This window comes from Streptomyces sp. NPDC014995 (assembly GCF_043080745.1).
GTDB lineage: Bacteria > Actinomycetota > Actinomycetes > Streptomycetales > Streptomycetaceae > Streptomyces.
In genome coordinates this window covers 40,359-55,910 of record NZ_JBIBVX010000019.1, presented here as the reverse complement: position 1 = coordinate 55,910, position 15,552 = coordinate 40,359, and the positions used below count along the sequence as shown (strand labels likewise).

Here is a 15,552-nt window from a genome sequence, read left to right as displayed (position 1 = left end):
AGGGGGAAGGCGCGGTACCCCGGTCAGCCCCCGGGTGCACCGGCGCCCCGGCTGACCGGCCCGAAGGCTCATCAGGTCAAGCGTCCCGGACCCTTGACTCGGAAAGCGCCAGTCGCGATCCTCGTCACACATCTTGCGCCGGTCATGACAACTCCGAGGTGGCCCCCGAGCCGCCCCGAGGTGGCCCCCGAGCCGGAGGCCACCGGTCGTCGACCGTGCCGTCCCGCCGACCGATGGACGTGGGTAGTGACCATGGCTCGACGCCCGTACCGCAGCCGCAAAGACGTCACCGTTGTGTCGCTGCTCCTCCTCGTGCTGGCCATGGCCCTCGGCCCCACGCCGAGTTCGGCGGCCGGCACCGACTGGTGGGACCCGACCGCCCGGCCCACGCCGGACTCCCGGATCGACGTCACCGGCGCACCCTTCACCGGCACCGACGCCCAGGGCGAGGTGCGCGGCTTCGTCGACGCCCACAACCACCTGATGTCCAACGAGGCCTTCGGCGGGCGGCTCATCTGCGGCAGGACCTTCTCGGCAGCCGGGATCGCCGACGCGCTCAAGGACTGTCCCGAGCACTACCCCGACGGCACGCTCGCGGTCTTCGACTACATCACCCACGGCGGCGACGGCCGGCACGACCCGGTCGGCTGGCCGACCTTCAAGGACTGGCCCGCCCACGACTCGATGACACACCAGGCGAACTACTACGCCTGGGTCGAACGCGCCTGGCGCGGCGGCCAGCGGGTCCTCGTCAACGACCTCGTCACCAACGGCGTGATCTGCTCGGTGTACTTCTTCAAGGACCGCGGCTGCGACGAGATGACCTCGATCCGGCTCCAGGCCAAACTGACCTACGACCTACAGGCCCACATCGACAAGATGTACGGCGGCACGGGCAAGGGCTGGTTCCGGATCGTCACCGACAGCGCGCAGGCCCGCGAGGTCGTCCGGCAGGGCAAACTGGCCGTCGTCCTGGGCGTCGAGACCTCCGAGCCGTTCGGCTGCAAGCAGATCCTGGACATCGCGCAGTGCAGCAAGGAGGACATCGACAAGGGACTGGACGAGCTGTACGCGCTGGGCGTGCGCAGCATGTTCCTGTGCCACAAGTTCGACAACGCGCTGTGCGGGGTCCGCTTCGACGAGCACGGTCTCGGTACGGCGATCAACGTCGGCCAGTTCCTGTCCACGGGCACCTTCTGGCAGACGGAGAAGTGCACCGGCCCGCAGAAGGACAACCCCATCGGCGGTGCGGCCGCCCCCGAGGCGGAGGCCACACTCCCGGCGGGCGTCGAGGTCCCCGCGTACGACGAGGACGCCCGGTGCAACGTCCGCGGGCTCACCGGCCTCGGTGAGTACGCCCTGCGCGGCATGATGAAACGCAAGATGATGGTCGAGATCGACCACATGAGCGTCAAGGCCACCGGCCGGGTGCTCGACATCCTCGAGGCCGAGTCCTATCCCGGCGTGCTCTCCTCCCACAGCTGGATGGACCTGAACTGGACCGAGCGGGTCTACTCCCTCGGCGGCTTCGTTGCCCAGTACATGCACGGCTCCGAGGAGTTCAGCGCCGAGGCCCGGCGCACGGACGCGCTGCGGGAGAAGTACGGCGTGGGCTACGGCTACGGCACCGACTTCAACGGCATCGGCGACCACCCCGCCCCGCGCGGCGCGAACACCGCGAACCCCGTCACCTACCCCTTCCGCAGCGTCGACGGCGGCTCGCTCATCGACCGGCAGACCACCGGCGAACGCACCTGGGACTACAACACCGACGGCGCCGCCCACGCCGGCCTCATCCCCGACTGGATCGAGGACATCCGGCTCGTCGGCGGCCAGGACGTGGTGGACGACCTCTTCCGGGGCGCCGAGTCCTACCTCGGCACCTGGGGTGGCACGGAGAAGCACCAGGCCGGTGTCAACCTCGCCGGGGGCAGGACGGCGACGGCCAGTTCACAGGAGTCGAACCCGTTCACCAGCTACGCCCCCGGGCGGGCCGTCGACGGGGACGCGGCCACCCGCTGGGCCGCCGACTGGAGCGACGACCAGTGGCTGACCGTCGACCTCGGTTCCACCCACCTCGTCGGGCGCGTCACGCTGGACTGGGAGCGCGCGTACGGGAAGTCGTACCGCATCGAGCTCTCCACCGACGGCAGGACCTGGCGGACCGCCTGGTCCACCACCTCCGGCGACGGCGGTCTGGACACGGCCCGGTTCACCGCCACACCGGCCCGCCACGTCCGCGTCCACGGTCTGGAGCGCGGCACCGACTGGGGATACTCGCTGTACGAGGTGGGCGTCCACAGCGGCTGACGCCGGCCGGTTCGACCAGGGGGGCACGCGCAATGGCACGGATGCCGTCGGCGGAACGGCGCCGGCAACTTACGGAAGCGGCGATCAGAGTGATGGCCCGGGACGGCGTCGCCAGGGCGACGACCCGGTCCATCGCCGCCGAGGCGGGCGTGTCCCTCAGCGTCTTCCACTACTGCTTCGACTCCAAGCAGGAGCTGGTCGAGTCCGTGATCACCACCATCACCGACCACTCCGTGACGGTGGTGAAGGAGGCGCTGCGGGCCCGGGCGACGCTCGAGGAGACCGTCCGGGCCGGCTTCCAGGCGTACTGGGACCACGTCCGCGCCCACCCCGACGAGCACATGCTCACCTACGAACTGACCCAGTACGCCCTGCGCCAACCGGGATTCGAGCATCTGGCGCGCCGCCAGTACGAGGTGTACGGCGCCACCTACGCCGAGCTCATCGACGAGCTGCGGCAGACCATGGACTTCCGGCTCCGCGTCCCCGTCGCCGTACTCGCCCGTTACCTGGCCGCCGTCACCGACGGGCTGACCCTGAACTACCTCGTGCTCGGCGACGACGCGACCTGGACCGACATCCTCGACACCGTCACCGCCCACATCGCCGGCCTGGTCGACGCCGGCACCTCGGCCTGACCTCGGCGGGAGGCGGCGGACCCGCCGCTGAGCAGGAGCCGGCCGGGTGTGCGGCCCGCGTGCGGGGGAACTCGGGGCGCGCCCGGGGAAGACCCGGATCGCTCCAGGAGGTGCCATGACCACTGATGCCGTGCGTGACGAGGAGCGGGCCGACGGCGAGGAGGACGTGCCCCTCGGCGGGTACGCGGTGCTCGCCGGCACGTTCACGACGGCCGCCGCCGTGTACGCCGGCGTGGCGCGCCGCCGAGGGATACAGCTGCCGCACCACGTGCCCCCGTGGGACGTCGCCCTGCTGGGGACGGCCACGTACAAGGCGGCCCGGCTGCTGTCCCGGGACAAGGTCACCAGCTTCCTGCGGGCGCCGTTCACCCGGCGCAAGGGCCAGGCTCTCGGCGCGGAGGTCATGGACGAACCCCGGGGCACGGGCGTCCGGCGCGCCGTCGGTGACCTGGTGTCCTGTCCGTTCTGCGTCTCGGTGTGGGTGGCCGGCACCCTGGTCGGGGCCTACGCCTGGACGCCCCGGGCCACCCGCCTGGTCTGCGCGGGTCTCGGCGCCGTCACCCTGTCGGACTGGCTGCAGTACGCCTGGACCTGGACCCAGCAGAGCACCGAGGAGTGAGAAGTGAGCACGATGAGCCACCGGACCCCGTCCCAGGCCGAAGGCGAACGGGACGACGAGGACACCGACGACACGACCGAGTACCCGACCCCCTCCCAGGCGGAGGGCGAGCGCGACGACGAGGAGGACACGGACGACGTGAAGAGCGATTCCTGACCGTCCGCGGCGGCCGGCCCTCCTCCGCCGCACCGGCGCGCCGACGATGCGCCCGCCGCACCGGCGCGCCGACGATCACCCGATGTACCGGCGCGCCGACGAAGAGCGCCGGGCCCGTTGCAGTGCCGCCAGCCGGCGCTCGATCTCCGGCGGCACGGGGGAGCGCTGCCTGAGCACCCAGGGCAGCCCGGCCGCCGCGTACGCGAAGGCCCGCACCGAGGCCGCGTCGCGGGGCACCGTGACCATCAGGTGGGCGGTGCGGCGCAGGGCCGGCAGCAGCGGGCGGCGCAGCCAGGTGAACCACAGCGTGTTGCGGATCCCCAGGATCCGGCGCGCCGTGCTGTCCCGCAGGACCGACGCCTGGTGATGGACGGTCAGGTCCTCGACGTAGCTCAGCCACCAGCCCTGCCGCAGCAGATCGGTGGCCAGGAGTTCCTCCTCGCCGCCCAGCCACAGGCCGGGATGGAAGCCGCCCGCCCCCCGGAAGGCGTCGGTGCGCAGCACGGTTGCGCCCGCGAGGAAGGAGCCGAGGGCCGGTCCCGGCAGGAAGTCCGGCCCGGACAGGGGCGACTCCCGCAGCTCCTTGACGACGGGATCCTCGGTGCCGGACGGCTCCACGACGATACGGGCCGTGATCCCGGCCAGACGAGGCCGCCCGTCGAGCAGGTCCGCCGCCCGCCGCAGGCTGCCCGGCGCCCACCAGGTGTCGTCGTCACAGAACGCCACGTACGGCGTACGCACCAGACGCACCGCCAGATTGCGCCCGATCGCGCCCAGGTTCTCCCCGGGCTCCAGCAACACCACCTCGGGAAAGTCGCGGCGCACCGCCTCGGCGGTGCCGTCGGAGGAGCCGTTGTCGGTGACGATCACCAGGGGCCGCTCGGGCAGCTCCCGCAGCCGCGTGAGCGTGCGCAGCAGCTCGGCGCGGCGGTTGTGGGTGATGACCACCACCGTCGTGCGGGTGTCGCGCACCGTCGTGCCGGTGTTCCGCCCGTCCACGCTCATGCCGGCCCGCCGTACCCGCCGCCCCGGTCCAGCAGCCGGGCCGCCCGCTCCACGCTCGGGGGCAGCGGCCTGCGCCGCGCGAGAGCCGCGGGCAGCCGTGCCGTCACCTCCCGCAGCGCGCGGCGGGCGCCCGGCTCGCCGCTGATCGCGGCGGCCGTCAGCCGTGCGCCGGCGCGCACGGCCACACCGAGGGGGCGGCGCAGCCACAGGGTCAGCACCTCGTTGCGGAGGATCAGATGGTGCCGCCCGTCACGCCCCCCGGGCTCCGGGTGATGGTGCGCCGTCAGCGTGGGCTCGTACGTCACGCCCCAGCCGGCCGCGGCGAGGTCGTAGGCGAGCAGGGTCTCCTCGCCGCCGAAGAAGAGCAGCGGATGGTAACCGCCCGCCTCGAGGAAGGCGTCCCGGCGCACGACGCAGGCGCAACCCAGGAAACCGAGCACCGGGCGGCCCGGCAGGTCCGGCTCGTGCGGCAGGGGCGAGGCGGCGAGTACGGCGTTCAGCGGGTCCTCCGCCCCCTCCGGGCCGACGAGGGTACGGGCGGCCACCAGGCCCAGCCGGGGATACGCGTCGAGCAGGTCCGCCGCCCGCCGCAGCGCACCCGGCGCCCACCAGGAGTCGTCGTCGCTGAACGCGACGTACGGGGTGGTGGCCTGCCGTACCGCGAGATTGCGGCCCACGGCGCCGGTGTTCCCGTGGGGCCGCAGGACGCGGGCCGCCGCCGGGTGCTCGCACAGCGCCGCGAAGGTCGCGTCGTCCGAGCCGTTGTCCACGACGATCACGGGCGGCCGCTCCGGCAGCGCGGTCAGGGCGTCGAGGGTCCGCAGGACGCCGGCGCGCCGGTCGCGGGTGATCACCGCGACCGTCACGCGGTCGTCCGGTGCCCCGCGGACGGGCTCGGCCTCGCGGACGGGCTCAGCGCACACGGGCTTCCTCTCCCTTCCGGGGCGGGTCGGTCGTTCGGCCGGGCCGCAGCAGCGCCAGGGCCGCGGCGGTGGCCTCCTCCGCCCCGATGCGCAGGAGCTGGGGGTCGGGGACGTCGCCGTGCGGATCGCCGGGCGGTCCCGGTTTCCACAGGGCGATGTGGCGCCCGGAGCGGGGCGGGCCCCACAGGTGCGGGGACACCGGACCGAACAGGGTCACGGACGGCGTGGCGTGGGCGACGGCGAGATGCGCGAGCCCGGTGTCGCCGCTGACGACCAGCGCGGCGAGGGCCACCAGCGCCGACAGCTCGCCGAACGGCAGCCCGCCGCGCAGCACGTCCCGCTCCGGCAGGCCCGCGCGTCCGGCGACGTCCAGGACCAGCGCGTCCTCCTTCGGGCCACCGGTGACCACCACCCGGTGACCGGCGGCGCCCAGCTCCCGCACGAGCGCGGCGTAGCGCCCGGCAGGCCAGCGGCGGGACGCGGACTCCGCCCCCGGGTGGACGACCACGGCTCCCGGCGCCGGGGAGATTCCGGCCGGAACGGGCAGCCGTACGTCGTCGGGGTCGGCGGCGATGCCGTAGGCCGCGAGGAAACGGCACCACCGCACGCGTTCGTGTTCGTCGGGCCGCCACTCGGGGGGCCGCGGGGTGGGCTGGGCGAAGGCCAGCAGCCGGCGGGGGGCGAGGGCGGCGAGCGCGTCACGGCTGGCGGGGCCGTTGCCGTGCAGGTCGATCGCCAGGTCCGGGGGCGGCCCCGGCCAGTGGCCGAGCGACGGCACCCCCCGGTTCGGGGCCTCGGCCGGGAACACGGCGTCCACGGCCGCGGTGGCCAGAGCGGCTTCGCGCAGCGCCGGAGGCAGCGCCAGGACGACCCGATGTCCGGGGAAGGCCCGGCGGACACCCCGCAGCGCGGGGACCCCGGCGAGCAGGTCGCCGAGGCCCAGCGCACGCAGCACCAGCAGGCGGGGGCGGTGTGGTGCGGTGGTCACCCGCGCTCCCGTTCGTGCGCCAGGCCGACCGGCCGCGGCGACAGGGCCGCCTTCTCCGCGATGCCCGTGGTGGAACGGCCGTCCAGATAGGGGAACAGGACGACCTGCCCGCCCCAGCTCTCCACGAGCGGCGCCTCCGGCAGCCGCTCGAGGGCGTAGTCGCCGCCCTTCGCCCAGATGTGCGGACGCAGCTCGGCGAGCAGCCGCTCCGGGGTGTCCTCCTCGAACACCGCCACCGCGTCCACGCACTCCAGGGCACGCAGCACCCGGAGCCGGTCCGCCACCGGCACGAGCGGCCGTCCGCCGCCCTTGCGGCGGCGCACCGACGCGTCCGAGTTGACGCACACCACCAGACAGTCCCCGGTGCGGCGGGCGGCCTGGAGCAGGGCGACATGACCGGCGTGCAGCAGGTCGAAACAGCCACCGGCGGCGACGACGGTCCCGCCCGCGGCCCGGACCCGGGCGGCGGTGCGCAGGGCGTCCTCCGTCGGGTCGCCGTCGGCCGGCGGGAATGCGGCCGGGCTGCTCGCCGGGTCCGTCGCCAACGAGCGGACGCCTCCCTCGGCGACGTACCGGGTCGCCGCGTGCACGGCTTCCCGCACGGCGGTCTCGGTGAGCTCGCCGTCCGCCAGGAATCCGGCGGCGGTGGCGGCGAAGCGGTCGCCCGCCCCGCAGGCGTCGCCCTCGGCCGTCACCGGCGACGGCACCAGCAGCGGCGTCTCGCCGTGCGACAGCAGCGCGCCCCGCCCGCCCAGGGTGACGGCCACGGAGGCGGCCTGCCAGGACCGGACCAGGGCGTCGGCGTCCCGTGCCGCCGTCTGCAACGGACTGGCGTCCGCGTGCGGCTCGCCGCCGACGAAGGCGCGCGCCTCGCTCGCCGACGGCGTGACCAGCCGGGCACCGGGCACCGGCTGCTCCCCGCGCGGATGCGGATCCCACACGACGGGCACCCGCGCGGCCGCCGACTCCAACGCCTCGCGCAGGACCTCGGCCGCGCCGCGCCCGTAGTCGGCGACGAGGACGGCACCGGCCTCGGCGACGGCCCGCCGCGCCTCGTCCGTCGCCTCCCGGGCCCGGCCCTCGCCGTCGTCCAGGCGCAGCAGGGGAGTGCCCTCCGCGAGGACCCGGGTCTTGCTGGACAGGGTGCCGGACAGGGGCAGCCGAACCAGGCGCACCCGGTCGCCCAGCAGCCGGACCAACTGCTCGCTGGCCTCGTCGTCGCCGAGCGCGGTGACCAGGGTGACGGGCCTGCCGTCGGCCGCCGCGAGCGTGGCCGCGAGCGCGGCTCCCCCGGGCCGGGAGGTGCGCCGGGCCTCGCTGACGACCGGCACGGGCGCGTCGGGAGCCAGGCGCTCGGCCCGCCCGCACAGGTCGTGATCGAGCAGCGCGTCCCCCACGACGAGCAGAGAGGCCGGGGCACTCATACGCCGTCCTTCCCCGTCACGGCCGTCCACCGGTCGGGCTGCGCCCGCCGCCGCTCGACGGCCATGCGCCGTTCGACGCTCCGGTCGAAGGACTCGCAGAGCATGTGGACGGCCACGAGGTGCAGCTCCTGGACCGTGGCGGCCGTCGCCGCCTCCACGCACAGCGCCGCGTCCGCCGCCCCCTCCAGGGGGTTCGGCGCCGGCCCGGTCAGCGCCCACACGGTCATGCCGAGACGGTGGGCCCCCTTCGCCGCGACGAGCAGGTTCGCGCTGGCACCGCTGGTCGACAGCAGCATCAGGACGTCCCCGGCCCGGCCGTGCGCGGCGACCTGCCGGGCGAAGATCTCCTGGACGCCGTAGTCGTTGGCGATCGCGGTCGTGGAGGAGGTGTCGGCGTGCAGGGCGAGCGCGGAGAACGGCGGGCGGTCGTCGCGGTAGCGGCCGACCAGCTCGGCGGTCAGGTGCTGGGCCTGCGCGGCGCTCCCGCCGTTGCCCGCGACCAGCAGCCGGGCACCCGTCCCCAGCCGGTCGGCCAGGTGGGAGCCCCACCGCTGGAGGACGGGGGAGGCGTACTCGCGGAAGCCCCCGAGCGCCTTCATCAGGTCGTCGCAGTGCGTGACGTCGGTGGCGGTCTTCATCGGACGACTCCCGAGAGCGAGGGGACGGAGGACACGGCGCCGTAGACCCGGGTCACCCCGTCGGCGACGCGGTCCCAGGTGTAGCGGGCCAGGACCCGGCGCCGGCCGGCGGCGCCGTACCGGGCGAGCCGGTCCGGGTCGTCGAGGAGGCCGCGGATGGTGGCGGCGAGGTCGTGGTCGTCGTCGGCCGGCACGAGCACGCCGGTGACGTCGTCCACGACGGTGTCGAGCTGCCCGCCTACGGCGGTGGCCACCACGGGAGCGCAGCAGGCCATCGCCTCCACCGGGACGATGCCGAACGGCTCGTAGCGGGGCAGGGACAGCACGAGGTCCGCGCCGGACATCAGCCGGGGCATCCGGGTGGGGCTCACCCCGCCCAGCAGCGTCACCCGGTCGGCGACCCCGCACTCCTGCGCGATCGCGCACAGCCGCTCCGCCTCGGGCTCGGCGCCCAGCAGCGCCGGCTCGGGCCCGCCCGCGATGAGCAGTTCGGCGTCGGGGACACCGGCCAGGGCGCGGATCGCCCGGTCGAAGCCCTTGCGGGGGACGAGCCGGCCCACCGAGAGCAGCCGCCGGGGCGCCGACGCGGGCCGCCGGGCAGCGGCGACCGGGGCGAACGCCGTGGGGTCCACCCCGCACGGGACGACGGAGACACGGTCCCGGGGCAGACCCATGGCGACCAGCTCGGCCACCTCGTCCTCACAGGTGGCGATGATGCCGGCGCACTCCCGCCCCACCGCCGTCTCGATCGCGACGCGCTGCGGCGGACTGGTGTCGGCGGCGCCCTGGTGCCGCTTCTTCACCGTGCCGAGCGCGTGGTACGTCTGCACCACGGGCACGCCCAGGGCCCGCGCCCCCGCCACCGCCGCCATCCCGGACATCCAGAAGTGGGCGTGCACCACGTCGGGTGGCTCCGTCGCCCACTCCCGCGCCAGCCACGCGCCGAACTCCGGTATGTACGGCAGGAGTTCGTCCTTGGGTATCGGAGCCGGCGGTCCGGCGGGCACATGGACCACCTTCACCCCGTCCGATGTGGTGACCCGCTCCGGCAGCCGGGGGTCGTCGCGGCGCGTGTACACGGCGACCTCGTGGCCCCGGCGGGCCAGCTGTCCGGCGAGTTGGGCCACGTACACGTTCTGTCCGCCCGCGTCCGGGCCGCCGAGCTCGGCCAGGGGGCTGGCGTGCTCGGAGACCATGGCGACGCGGCCGGCCGTCGGGTGGCTGGGGCTCATCGGGTGACCTCCTTGATCAGGCGCTCCCAGTCGTCCCGGAAACGCCGTTCTCCGTAGCGGGCCTGTACCGCGGTCCGGGCGGCCTCCCCTGTCGCGCGGGCGTACGCCGGGTCGCCGGCGAAGCGGCGCACGGCGTCCTCCAGCACGTCGAACCGGTTGGAGACCACCCCGGCGCCCTCGGGCACCGCCTCCCGCACCTCGGTGGTGTCGAGCGCCACCACGGGCATCCCGAGGAACATCGCCTCCAGCAGGGAGAGCCCGAGCGACGTCCACCGGACGGGATGCAGGTAGAGGCGGCAGCGGGCCATCGCCGGATGCAGTTCGCCCTGGGGCAGGTCCCGGCTGCGGCAGCGGTCGGACGGCAGTCCGAGGTGGTCCGCGAGTCCTTCCGTGCGCATGCCGAAGACGTCCAGCGGCACGGCGCGGGCGAACCCGGGCAGCAGGTCCGTCCCCGTCGTACGGCCGCGCCGCAGGGGCTCGTTGACGACGACCGCGGCGCGGGCCTCCTCACCCGTCCACAGGTGACCGGGGTCGATGATGCCGTGCTCGATCACCTCGGTGGGCGCGCGGCCGTTGTCCCACATCAGCCGGTTGAAATGGGTGACGTGCACGAGCGTGAGGTCGGTGCGGTCGGCGAGGGGATGGCGGCTGTCGACGGCCGTCCCGTGCGGGCTGTTGTGCTCGACGTACACGGCGGGCACGTCGATGCCCGGCCGGCGGCCCGTCCACTCCCGGGCCAGCTCCAGCTCGTGCGGCCGCTGCAACACCATCAGGTCGATGTCCGCCTCGCGCAGCTCGGCGGGGCTCAACTCCTTCACCGTGCGCGGCCAGTCCCACGTCCTGGCCCGGCCCAGCCCGTCCGGCCCGCGGTCGGGCGTCACCGGGACGAGGAAGGTGTACGGGCCCTGGACGAACGACGTCAGCCATGAGCCGTGCACATGCCAGACAAGAATGTTCATGCACGCTCCTTGAGGAGTTTCCGTACCGCCTGCACCACGTCCTGGCCGGTGACCTCGTCCAGGCACGGATGGCCCGGGACGGGGCAGTGCCGGGCCCGGCTGTCCGCGCACGGCGCCCGCTGATCGCCGAGCAGCACACTCGGCACGCCGTACGGCCCCCACCGCTCCGCCGGGACGACGGGCGCGAACAGGGACACGACCGGGGTGCCGACGGCCGCGGCCAGATGGGCGGGACCGGTGTTGCCGCACACCACGACGTCGGCCGTGCGCAGCACGCCCGCCAGGGTGCGCGGCTCCGTCCTGCCGCCGAGGTCCACCGCCGTGTCCCCGCTCACCCGCCGGGTGAGGTCCGTCTCTCCCGGACCGCCGGTGACGACCACCCGGTGGCCGGCGTCGGCGAGCAGGGCGACGGCCTCGGCGCAGCGCTCGGGACTCCAGGCGCGGGCCGGCGCGCTGGCCCCGGGGTGGACGACGACGTACGGCCCGTTGCCGGTCAGCGCGATGGTGTCGGGCGGCGGCAGCACACGCAGCTTCCCGTCGTCCCCCGGGTGCGGCGGGAAGCCCATCGCGACGGCGGTGTCGAGAGCGGCCTCGGCCTCGTGCCGGCCGGGCAGCCGCCGGTGCCGCACGTCGAGGAGGCTGCCCGGATGGTCGACGCTGTCGGCGCCGATCCGGCCGACGCCGGCCAGCCGCAGCACCAGGGCCGTGGGCAGGGGGCTCTGATGGAACGACGTCAGGATGAGCGCGACGTCGAACGCGGCGTCCCTCAGCCGCTCCACCAGGCCGTCGACGTCGGCCTCCCGGACCGAGGGCGGCTCCACGCCCTCCCACGGCGCCGCCCACACGATCACCTCGTCCACCCCGGGCAGCAGCCGGGCCGCGGGCTCGCCGCGCGGGCCGCAGAGCATCGTCACCCCGGAGCTGTGCGCGGCGACCGCGCGGACGGCGGGCCCGGCGAGCAGCACGTCGCCGAAGCTGTCGAGCCGTACCACGAGTGCCTTCACGACGCGCCTCCCCGTGTCCGGGCCAGGACCAGACCGACCGCGGCCGGCAGGTCCCGGGCGGTGAGGGATGCCGACTCGACCTCCTCGGGCCGGGTCGCCGCGTTCGGTACGAGGACGCCCCGGGCGCCCGCCGCACGGGCGGCCAGGACGTCGGCCGCGATGTCGCCGATCACCACGCAGTCGCCCGGACTCACCCCCAGGCGCCGTGCCGCCTCGATCACCAGCCCCGGCCGGGGCTTGCGGCAGCCGCAGCCGTCGTCGGGCAGATGCGGGCAGTACACCCAGGTGCCCAGGCCGCCGAGCAGGGCGTCGGCCCGGTCGTTGACGCGCCGCACCTCGTCGTGCGTGAGCAGCCCCCGGCCGATGCCCGACTGGTTGCTGACCACACCGGTCGGGATGCCCTCGGCCCGCAGCAGGTCGAGGGCCAACCGGGCGCCGGGCATCAACCGCACCCGGTCGGGATCGCCGTTGTAGGGGACGTCCACGACGAGGGTGCCGTCGCGGTCGAAGAGGACGGCGGCGACGGGGGAGTGGGCGTGCGCTGCGGGGCGGCGCCCGGTGTGCGCCACGGCTGTGGGGGCCGTGGTGGGGTGGGCCTCGGCGCGGGCGATGGCCGGCGGGGCGGTGGTGGGGCGGGTCTCGGTGTGGTTCGTGCTCGCCGGGGCCGCTGGGGGGCGGTGCGCGGGGTGTGCTCCGGTGGGGTCGGTCATCGGGCGGTGCGGCATGGTGTGGCGTGCGGCAGGGGCGGTGGCCGGGTGGTCGTGGGGGTGCTCGCTTGCCGAAGGGGGCGTGACGGGGCGGGCCTCGGTGCGGGCGATGGCCGGCGCGGCCGCTGCGGTGCGGGCCTCGGGGTGGTCCGTGGTCGGCGGGGCCGCTGGGGGCCGGGCCTCGGTGTGCTCCGTGGTCGGTGGGGTGGCCGTGGGCCGGTGGACGCGGGCGTGCTCGCCCGCCGCGCCGGTCCCGGCGCGTGGCGCGGGGGAGTGGTTCGTCGCGCGGGGGGTCACGGCCTGCCTCCCACCGGCATGGCCCCGCGGTGCCGTACCCGGCCGTGGAGCCAGTGGCCGACCGCGAGCGGGGGGATGAGCACGCTCGTGGACAGCATGGTGGTGATCTCCTGCCGGGTCCGGGGGCCGGGGCCGATGCGGGCCAGGGCGAACTCGGCCGTGCCCAGGGCCCACAGGGCGCCGGCGACACCGGCGGCCCGGCGGCGGCCGGTCAGCGCGCAGGCGGACGCGACGAGCGCGGCGGCCGTCACCAGGACGTGCCGGGGGAGCCGCCCGCGCGGAGCCTCGGCGCGGGTCCACCAGTCCCGGCCGTGCAGCCGGTTCATCAGGGCGTCGTCCGCGTTGCCGCGCTGGGCCCGCACCGACACCCACCGGTCGGCCGGGCGGACGGGGTGGCGGGTCTGCCGCCGGCCGCGGCGAAGGGTCCAGCCGGCCTCCCGGACACGCAGCGCGAGATCGGCGTCCTCGCGGAAGGCCCGGCGGAACCGCTCGTCGAAGCCACCGACGCCGGCCAGCGCGGCCGTGCGGTAGGCCATGTCGGCGGTGGCCCAGGCGGCCTGCTCCAGCCCGGCCGTGCCCCGCTCCCAGTCGGTCGGCCTGCGGTCCTCGGGCAGTGGGACGGTCAGCCGCCCCTGGATGCCGCCCGTGTCCGTGTCGGCCGCCTTCAGGTCCTCCGCGAGGAGCCGGGACCAGGACGGCAGCACCTGCACGTCGTCGTCGAGGAAGACCGTCCACGGCGTGCCGACCGTGCGCCAGCCCGCGTTGCGGGCCGCCGCCGGGCCCCGGCCGCCCGAGCGCAGGGTGCGGACCCGGCCGCGCAGTGCGCCGGCCGCCTCCAGCGGCAACTCGCCGGTGGGATCCGGGCGGTCGTCGACCACGACGACCTCCTCGGGAGGGTGACCGACGGCCGCGGCGAGCGCGCGCAGACAGTCGGCGAGGCAGGGGCGCCCGATCGTCGGCACGACGACGGAGTAGGCGGGGGCGCCCGTCCCGGCGAACGCGTCCGTCATGCGAACACCCTCTTCCGCCGGATCGCGAACGGCCCGAGCGCCAGCAGGTCCACGGGCGCGGACCCGAAGCACTCCAGGGCGTCCCGCGGATCGTCGACCATCGGCCGGCCCGCGGTGTTGAGACTGGTGTTGACCACCACCGGCAGCCCCGTCCGCCGCTCGAAGCCGTCGATCATCCGCGCCACCAGGGGCTCGTCCGCCCGGTCCACGGTCTGGATCCGCGCCGTGCCGTCCACGTGGACGACGGCCGGGATCCGCTCCCGCCACTCGGCGGCGACCTCGTGCACGAACAGCATGTAGGGACTGGGCAGCGGCCCGTCGAAGAGCTCCGCGGCCCGTTCCGCCAGCACCATCGGGGCGACCGGGCGGAACTCCTCCCGCCCCTTCACGGCGTTGAGACGTTCCAGGTTCTCGGCGCGCCCGGGATGGGCCAGCAGCGAACGGTGACCGAGCGCCCGGGGACCGTACTCGCTGCGCCCCTGGAACCAGGCCACGACGCCGTCGCGGGCCAGCTCCTCGGCGACGGCCTCGGCGATGTCGTCGGGCTCCTCGTACGGGACGGCCGCCCGCTCCAGCCAGGCGCGCAGCTCGGCGTCGCTCCAGCCGCGGCCGAGGGCGGCGGTCGGCATGGCCTCCACCGTCTCCTTCTGGTGCGCGACGTGCAGGGCGGCGCCCAGCGCCGTGCCCGCGTCGCCGGCCGCCGGCTGCACCCACACGCGTTCGAACGGCCCTTCCCGGTACAGCCGCGTGTTGGCCACGCAGTTGAGGGCCACCCCGCCGGCCAGCGTCAGCACGTCCTCACCCGTGCGCTCGTGCAGCCACCGCACCAGCCCGAGCAGCACCTCCTCCAGACAGGCCTGCGCACTGGCGGCCAGGTCGGCGTGGTCCCGCGTCCACGGGGCGCCCGCCGGACGCGGCGGCACCAGCGAGGACCAGGGGACGGGCCGGGCCCGGAAACCGCCCTCGCCGGCCGGCCCGACGTACTCGCGCAGTCGGTCGAGGAAACGCGGTTCTCCGTAGGAGGCGAGGGCCATCACCTTGAACTCGTCGCTGCTGCGCAGGAATCCGAGGTGCTGGGTGAGGTCCTCGTAGAACAGGCCCATCGAGTCGGGCAGCGACTGCGAGCCCAGCACGGTCAGTTCACGGTTCGCGTAGCGGCCCGCCAGATGGGAGCCGCACTCCCCGCGGCCGTCGAGCACGAGGACGGCGCAGTCCGGATAGGGGGAGGCCTGGCCGGCCGAGGCGGCGTGCGCGACGTGGTGGGGGACGAAGCGGACCTTGGCCGGGTCGAGTCCCGGCAGGGCCTCGGCGAGGAACTCGGGGGCGCGGCGCGCGTATTCCTGACGCAGGTGGTCCCAGGGGTCGTTCAGCCCCAGCTGGTCCGCGGGCCGGGCGAGGTCGGGGTCGTAGGAGTAGGCGACCGCGTCCAGGTCGGACGGGTCGAGGCCGGCCTGCTCCAGACACCAGCGGGCGGACAGCTCGGGCAGTTCCCACGCGGAGAAGGGGACGGGCCGCTTGCCGTGCTTGCGACGGCTGAAACGCTCCTCCTCCGTGGCGGCCACGATCCTGCCGTCCATGACCAGGGCGGCCGCGGGGTCGTGAAAGAGGGCGTTGATTCCCAGGACGCGCATTCAGTGCCTCC

Annotated in this window: 15 protein-coding genes; 4 read left to right on the top strand and 11 right to left on the bottom strand. The window is 75.1% G+C overall.

Translation table 11 applies throughout. From position 1 onward, the window contains the following. The first annotated feature begins 252 nt into the window (after positions 1-252). From ACF1A1_RS32215 to ACF1A1_RS32200, 4 genes are all read left to right on the top strand, one after another. Positions 253-2,310: a discoidin domain-containing protein gene (locus ACF1A1_RS32215; RefSeq protein ID WP_392004534.1), complete on the top strand. Its 2,058-nt coding sequence runs from the start codon at positions 253-255 to the stop codon at positions 2,308-2,310. 32 nt (positions 2,311-2,342) lie between these two features. Then, the gene (locus tag ACF1A1_RS32210; RefSeq protein ID WP_392004533.1) at positions 2,343-2,948 is read left to right on the top strand and encodes a TetR/AcrR family transcriptional regulator; all 606 of its coding nucleotides are present in this window, start codon (positions 2,343-2,345) and stop codon (positions 2,946-2,948) included. 115 nt (positions 2,949-3,063) lie between these two features. Next, positions 3,064-3,567 carry a DUF1360 domain-containing protein gene (locus ACF1A1_RS32205; protein WP_392004532.1) on the top strand — a complete coding sequence of 168 codons (504 nt, stop codon included), beginning with the start codon at positions 3,064-3,066 and terminating at the stop codon, positions 3,565-3,567. Positions 3,568-3,570: 3 nt separating this feature from the next. After that, complete coding sequence (locus tag ACF1A1_RS32200; RefSeq protein ID WP_392004744.1) at positions 3,571-3,723, top strand: hypothetical protein; 153 nt, start codon at positions 3,571-3,573, stop codon at positions 3,721-3,723. Positions 3,724-3,798: 75 nt separating this feature from the next. Here ACF1A1_RS32200 and ACF1A1_RS32195 read toward each other — a convergent pair whose 3' ends face one another. Genes ACF1A1_RS32195 through ACF1A1_RS32145 form a run of 11 tightly spaced genes read right to left on the bottom strand, consistent with a single transcriptional unit; the run spans position 3,799 to position 15,541 of the window. Next, the gene (locus ACF1A1_RS32195; RefSeq protein WP_392004734.1) at positions 3,799-4,695 is read right to left on the bottom strand and encodes a glycosyltransferase family 2 protein; all 897 of its coding nucleotides are present in this window, start codon (positions 4,693-4,695) and stop codon (positions 3,799-3,801) included. A gap of 29 nt (positions 4,696-4,724) precedes the next feature. Then, positions 4,725-5,651 (bottom strand): glycosyltransferase family 2 protein, encoded by a 927-nt coding sequence (locus ACF1A1_RS32190; protein WP_392004531.1) that lies wholly within the window; start codon positions 5,649-5,651, stop codon positions 4,725-4,727. Next, positions 5,641-6,639 (bottom strand): glycosyltransferase family 9 protein, encoded by a 999-nt coding sequence (locus ACF1A1_RS32185; RefSeq protein ID WP_392004530.1) that lies wholly within the window; start codon positions 6,637-6,639, stop codon positions 5,641-5,643. The genes ACF1A1_RS32190 and ACF1A1_RS32185 overlap by 11 nt, the downstream gene beginning before the upstream one ends. Next, the gene (gene rfaE2, locus ACF1A1_RS32180) at positions 6,636-8,063 is read right to left on the bottom strand and encodes a D-glycero-beta-D-manno-heptose 1-phosphate adenylyltransferase (protein WP_392004529.1); all 1,428 of its coding nucleotides are present in this window, start codon (positions 8,061-8,063) and stop codon (positions 6,636-6,638) included. The genes ACF1A1_RS32185 and rfaE2 overlap by 4 nt, the downstream gene beginning before the upstream one ends. Next, positions 8,060-8,701: an SIS domain-containing protein gene (locus ACF1A1_RS32175; protein WP_392004528.1), complete on the bottom strand. Its 642-nt coding sequence runs from the start codon at positions 8,699-8,701 to the stop codon at positions 8,060-8,062. Before ACF1A1_RS32175 ends, rfaE2 begins: the two co-directional genes overlap by 4 nt. Beyond that, entirely contained in the window at positions 8,698-9,933 is a 1,236-nt protein-coding gene (locus ACF1A1_RS32170; protein WP_392004527.1) for a glycosyltransferase, read from the bottom strand. The genes ACF1A1_RS32175 and ACF1A1_RS32170 overlap by 4 nt, the downstream gene beginning before the upstream one ends. Continuing rightward, positions 9,930-10,892: a glycosyltransferase gene (locus ACF1A1_RS32165; RefSeq protein ID WP_392004526.1), complete on the bottom strand. Its 963-nt coding sequence runs from the start codon at positions 10,890-10,892 to the stop codon at positions 9,930-9,932. Before ACF1A1_RS32165 ends, ACF1A1_RS32170 begins: the two co-directional genes overlap by 4 nt. Further along, positions 10,889-11,896, bottom strand: a complete 1,008-nt coding sequence (locus ACF1A1_RS32160; RefSeq protein WP_392004525.1) for a glycosyltransferase family 9 protein — start codon at positions 11,894-11,896, stop codon at positions 10,889-10,891. The genes ACF1A1_RS32165 and ACF1A1_RS32160 overlap by 4 nt, the downstream gene beginning before the upstream one ends. Further along, positions 11,893-12,900, bottom strand: coding sequence for an HAD-IIIA family hydrolase (locus ACF1A1_RS32155; RefSeq protein ID WP_392004524.1), 1,008 nt, complete (start codon positions 12,898-12,900; stop codon positions 11,893-11,895). Before ACF1A1_RS32155 ends, ACF1A1_RS32160 begins: the two co-directional genes overlap by 4 nt. Then, positions 12,897-13,910, bottom strand: a complete 1,014-nt coding sequence (locus ACF1A1_RS32150) for a glycosyltransferase family 2 protein (protein WP_392004523.1) — start codon at positions 13,908-13,910, stop codon at positions 12,897-12,899. The genes ACF1A1_RS32155 and ACF1A1_RS32150 overlap by 4 nt, the downstream gene beginning before the upstream one ends. After that, positions 13,907-15,541: a carbamoyltransferase gene (locus ACF1A1_RS32145; RefSeq protein ID WP_392004522.1), complete on the bottom strand. Its 1,635-nt coding sequence runs from the start codon at positions 15,539-15,541 to the stop codon at positions 13,907-13,909. The genes ACF1A1_RS32150 and ACF1A1_RS32145 overlap by 4 nt, the downstream gene beginning before the upstream one ends. Positions 15,542-15,552 lie beyond the last annotated feature (11 nt).